The organism is Elstera litoralis (assembly GCF_000963705.1).
GTDB lineage: Bacteria > Pseudomonadota > Alphaproteobacteria > Elsterales > Elsteraceae > Elstera > Elstera litoralis.
Genome location: NZ_LAJY01000163.1, coordinates 1 through 4,676 on the forward strand (window position 1 = coordinate 1; position 4,676 = coordinate 4,676).

The 4,676-nt window shown below is 59.9% G+C and carries 5 protein-coding genes and 1 pseudogene; 5 read left to right on the plus strand and 1 reads right to left on the minus strand.

Going from position 1 to position 4,676, the window contains the following annotated elements; translation table 11 throughout:
* The 5 genes and pseudogenes from VZ95_RS25310 to VZ95_RS07510 form a co-directional block, all read left to right on the plus strand.
* Positions 1–360 (plus strand): annotated as a pseudogene (locus tag VZ95_RS25310) (peptide ABC transporter substrate-binding protein); the annotation flags it as partial.
* Positions 361–492: 132 nt separating this feature from the next.
* On the plus strand, positions 493–1,410 hold the full coding sequence (locus tag VZ95_RS07495) for an ABC transporter permease subunit (RefSeq protein ID WP_045775300.1): 918 nt from the start codon (positions 493–495) through the stop codon (positions 1,408–1,410).
* On the plus strand, positions 1,407–2,294 hold the full coding sequence (locus VZ95_RS07500; protein WP_045775301.1) for an ABC transporter permease subunit: 888 nt from the start codon (positions 1,407–1,409) through the stop codon (positions 2,292–2,294). Before VZ95_RS07495 ends, VZ95_RS07500 begins: the two co-directional genes overlap by 4 nt.
* 1 nt (position 2,295) lies before the next feature.
* Complete coding sequence (locus VZ95_RS07505; protein WP_045775302.1) at positions 2,296–3,273, plus strand: ABC transporter ATP-binding protein; 978 nt, start codon at positions 2,296–2,298, stop codon at positions 3,271–3,273.
* Positions 3,270–4,277 carry an ABC transporter ATP-binding protein gene (locus tag VZ95_RS07510; protein ID WP_045775303.1) on the plus strand — a complete coding sequence of 336 codons (1,008 nt, stop codon included), beginning with the start codon at positions 3,270–3,272 and terminating at the stop codon, positions 4,275–4,277. Before VZ95_RS07505 ends, VZ95_RS07510 begins: the two co-directional genes overlap by 4 nt.
* A gap of 212 nt (positions 4,278–4,489) precedes the next feature.
* Here the strand turns inward: VZ95_RS07510 and VZ95_RS26790 are convergent.
* Positions 4,490–4,676 (minus strand): hypothetical protein (locus VZ95_RS26790; protein ID WP_045775304.1); only part of this gene is annotated, 187 nt, incomplete at its 5' end.

Here is a 4,676-nt window from a genome sequence, read left to right on the forward strand (position 1 = left end):
GTTCATTATAACACGCTGCGCGACGGTACTTTCCAGGTTGGCCGCGCGGGCTGGATCGCCGATTATAACGATGCGCAAAACTTCCTGTTCTTGTTGGAAACCCGCACGGGCTCCAACAACTACGGCAAGTTCTCGAATCCTGAATTCGACAAGCTGATGATCGAAGCAGGCACGATCACCGATCTCAAGAAGCGCGCCGAAGTGATGGCGAAGGCCGAAAAGATCGGTATCGAGCAAGACGGTCTGATGCCGATCTATTTCTACGTGTCGAAGAACCTCGTGTCGCAGAAGCTGAAGGGCTTCGTCTCGAACACGAAGGATATTCATCGCACGCGCTGGATGGAAATCGCCGCCAACTAAGGCGCGCTTAAGCTTCCGATAGGGTTGAGCGGCCGGGATTTCATTCCGGCCGCTCTGCTCCTTTTGGTCGGATTTCACTCCGGTCGCTCTTGCGCCCCTGGGGGACCTATGTGCCCCCGGTGGAGGATTCCCATGAACCGTTTCGTGCTAAGCCGCGTTCTCAGCGCGGTGCCAACGCTTTTTATCGCGATCGCTATCTCCTTCTTCATGATGCGGGTTGCCCCCGGCGGCCCGTTTGACAGCGACCGCCAGCTTGCCCCCGCCATCGAAGCCAATCTGCGCGCCGCCTATCATCTTGATGAGCCGCTTTATATGCAGTTTGGACGCTATTTGATCGGGCTGGCGCAGGGGGACTTCGGCCCCTCGTTCAAGTATCAGGATTTTACGGTTGGTCAGTTGATCGTAAAGGGCTTGCCGATTTCGCTCGGTCTGGCGCTGGGCTCGGTCTTGATCGCCTCGCTCTCGGGCATCGTCATCGGTATGATCGCCGCCTTTCGGCAAAATACCCGCATCGATCATATCGTTATGGTCGGGGCAATGGCGGGCATCGCCGTGCCGAATTTCGTGATGGCTCCATTGCTGACCCTGCTGCTTGGGGTGCATCTCGGTTGGTTGCCGGTCGGCGGTTGGGGCAAGCCGGAGCAGATAATTCTGCCGCTCTTTGCCTTAGCCCTACCGAAAATCGCCTATGTCGCGCGCCTCACCCGCGCGTCCACGATCGAAGTGCTGCGCTCGAACTACATTCGTACCGCCCGCTCGAAAGGCCTGCCGAACCGGCTGATTCTGGCCCGGCACGCGCTAAAGGCGTCGCTGATGCCGGTGGTCTCCTACCTCGGCCCGGCAACGGCCTCGGCCATCGTCAGTTCGGTCGTCATCGAATCGATTTTCGGCATTCCCGGCATTGGCCGCTACTTTGTGCTGGGAGCGCTGAACCGCGATTATACGCTGGTGATGGGCATGGTCGTGCTCTACGCGGCGTTGATCCTCCTGTTTAATCTGGCTGTCGATTTGCTCTACGGCCTTCTTGACCCGAAGGTGCGGTTCGAATGACCAGCGCTACTCCTCTCGCTGTTGAAGCGGAAATCGCCGGGCGCAGCCTGTGGCAAGACGCGTGGCGGCGGCTGCGGCGCAATCACGCTGCCCTCGCCGGGCTGATCCTGCTCGGGATCATTGCGCTCCTCGCCATCCTCGGCCCCAATATCTCGCCGCATAATTACGATACGGTCTATTGGGACGAAATGGGCACTGCCCCAAATCTTTCCAACTGGCACCTGTTCGGCACCGATGTGAATGGCCGCGACATGTTCGTGCGCACGCTTTACGGCGCGCGGATTTCGCTGCTGGTCGGGATTGTCGCCACGCTCGTCAGCCTGCTCATCGGCGTTACCTATGGCGCGGTGGCGGGCTATGTCGGCGGGCGCGTCGATAACGTCATGATGCGGATTGTGGATATTCTCTATTCGCTGCCGTTCATGTTCTTTGTCATTCTGCTGTTCGTGTTTTTTGGCCGGAACATCATCTTGATCTTCCTTGCCATTGGCGCGGTGGAATGGCTCGACATGGCGCGGATTGTGCGCGGCCAAACCCTGAGCCTGAAGCGCCGCGAGTTCGTGGAAGCCGCCCGCGCCGTCGGCGTGAGCGATGCCACCATCATTCGCCGCCACATCATCCCCAATGCCCTCGGCCCCGTCATCGTTTATGCAACGCTGACCGTGCCGCGCGTCATTCTCATCGAAAGCTTCCTGTCGTTCCTCGGCCTCGGGGTGCAGGAGCCGATGACGAGTTGGGGCGTGCTGATTTCGGAAGGCACGAAGGTGATGGAAGACCAATCCTGGATTCTGATCTTCCCCGCCGCCTTCCTCGCCACCACGCTGTTTGCGCTCAATTTCTTGGGCGACGGGCTGCGCGATGCTCTCGATCCAAAGGATCGCTGACATGACCCAAACTGTTCTTGAGGTAACGGACCTCACCACCCGCTTTGCAACCCCCGACGGCGAGGTTTCTGCCGTCAATTCAGTTGGCTTTTCCATCCGCTCGGGCGAGCGCGTCGGCATTGTTGGGGAAAGCGGTTCGGGGAAATCGCAAACCTTCATGTCGATCATGGGGCTGCTGGCGCTCAACGGCAAAGCCTCCGGCTCGGTGAAGCTTAATGGGCGCGAGGTGCTGAACCTGCCGCCCGATGAACTCAACAAAATTCGCGGCAAGGAAATGGCGATGATCTTCCAAGATCCCATGACCTGCCTCAACCCGTATCTGCGCGTCTCGCGCCAGCTTACCGAAGTATTGGTTCAGCATCAGCATCTCTCCGAAGAGCAAGCGCGGGTGCAGGCGAAGAACATGCTCGCCCGCGTTGGCATTGCCGATGTGGACCGGCGCTTCGATATGTACCCGCACGAGTTTTCCGGCGGGATGCGCCAGCGGGTGATGATTGCGATGGCCCTGCTCTGCTCGCCCGATCTCTTGATCGCCGACGAGCCGACAACGGCGCTCGACGTGACCGTGCAGGCGCAGATTCTCGATCTCTTCGTCGATCTGCAAAAAGACAATCTCAAAACCGCCCTCTGCATGATTACCCATGATCTTGGCGTCATCGCCGGGCTCTGCGACCGGGTGATCGTCATGTACGGCGGCCGGATTGTCGAACAGGGGCCGGTGAACGAAATTTTCTACGCGCCAAAGCACCCCTATACCAAGGGGCTGCTGGCGGCGATGCCGAGCTTCGATACCGAGGCCCGCTCGCTGCTCCCCACCATCAAGGGCCAACCGCCCAATCTGCAAAACCTGCCGAAGGGCTGTGCCTTCGCCCCGCGCTGCCCGCAAGCCTTCGACCGCTGCCAAAGCGAGCGCCCGGCCTATAAAGACCTGGGTGGACAGCGCGGCTGTACCTGCTTCTTGCTGGAGGATGCGGCATGAGCACCGCCCCACTTCTTGCCGTCCGCGACCTGCGGGTCGAATTCGCCCTGCCCGGCGGCGGCTTTTTCTCTGAACCCCGCGCGCTGAAAGCCGTTGATGGTATCAGCTTCGATCTGATGCCGGGGGAAACCTTGGGCGTCGTCGGCGAATCCGGCTGCGGTAAATCTACCCTCGGGCGCGCGGTGTTGCGCCTGATCGAACCCAGCGGCGGCAAAGCCCTGTGGCTGGGTAAAGACATGCAGGCCTTGGGATCGAAAGCCATGCGCGACGTGCGCAAGGATATGACGATCATTTTCCAAGACCCGTTGGCGGCGCTCGACCCGCGCATGACGGTGGAACAGATTATCGCCGAACCCCTGGTGACGTTTCATAAGTCCCTGGGCAAAGACGAAATCCGCCGCCGCGTGCGCGAGATCATGGCCCGCGTCGGCCTGTCGCCCCATCACGTCAACCGCTACCCGCACGAGTTTTCCGGCGGCCAGTGCCAGCGCATCGGCATCGCCCGTGCGATGATTCTGCGCCCGAAGCTGGTGGTGTGCGACGAGCCCGTGTCGGCGCTGGACGTGTCGATCCAGTCGCAGATCATCAACTTGCTGATCGATCTGCAAAAGGAACTCGGCCTGTCGCTGATCTTCATTTCCCATAATCTGTCGGTGGTGAAGCATATCAGCCACCGGATTGCAGTGCTCTATTTGGGCCGATTGGTGGAAATGGGGCCAGCGGAAGAAGTGTTCACTGCCCCGCGCCACCCCTATACCCGCGCCCTCATCTCCGCCGTGCCGATGCCCGACCCGGAGAAGGAACGCGCCCGCAAACGGATCGTGCTGACCGGCGACCTGCCCTCGCCGCTCAACCCGCCCAGCGGCTGCACCTTTCGTACCCGCTGCCCAGACGCACAAGATGCCTGCGCCGGGGAGCGCCCCGCCGTCGAACCCGTTACCGCCGACCATCAGGTCGCCTGTCGGCGCTGGCGGGAGTTGGCGGCGTTTAATCCGCTCGTGTGAGTGGATAAGTTTAGACAGCACCCCTTGCCTTACACAGCAACCGGCGCACTTGGCAGGCCAAGGCCGTCGGTTGCTGCGCTCAGCGCAAATCCTAAGCGGGTGGAATCACCCACAACTAGCCTTTGCTTAGCAAATAAAGAGTTAGAGCGTTTTGAAGTGAGCCATAGTGATCGGAAAACGCTCTGGGTATATTTTATTGATCCGAAATGCCTCTAATTTTGGAGTATCGGCCTCAATACATCCATGCACCACTGCCGAAAGCTGGTAACGCTTGTGGCCTGTGCTGTGCGTGGTTGGGAGTTATCAAGCCCCTCGCTCTTCGCCACCATCATATCGACCACACCCTGCGTCATGGCTTCGGACATGCCATATCCCGCCAGCGTGGTTTTGAAGGCATCA

What these genes read in the sequence shown, in the direction of transcription:
- VZ95_RS07505 (WP_045775302.1), top strand. Translation starts at nt 2,296, where the DNA reads ATGACCCAAACTGTTCTTGAGGTAACGGACCTCACCACCCGCTTTGCA.
- VZ95_RS07495 (WP_045775300.1), top strand. Translation starts at nt 493, where the DNA reads ATGAACCGTTTCGTGCTAAGCCGCGTTCTCAGCGCGGTGCCAACGCTT.
- VZ95_RS07510 (WP_045775303.1), top strand. Translation starts at nt 3,270, where the DNA reads ATGAGCACCGCCCCACTTCTTGCCGTCCGCGACCTGCGGGTCGAATTC.
- VZ95_RS07500 (WP_045775301.1), top strand. Translation starts at nt 1,407, where the DNA reads ATGACCAGCGCTACTCCTCTCGCTGTTGAAGCGGAAATCGCCGGGCGC.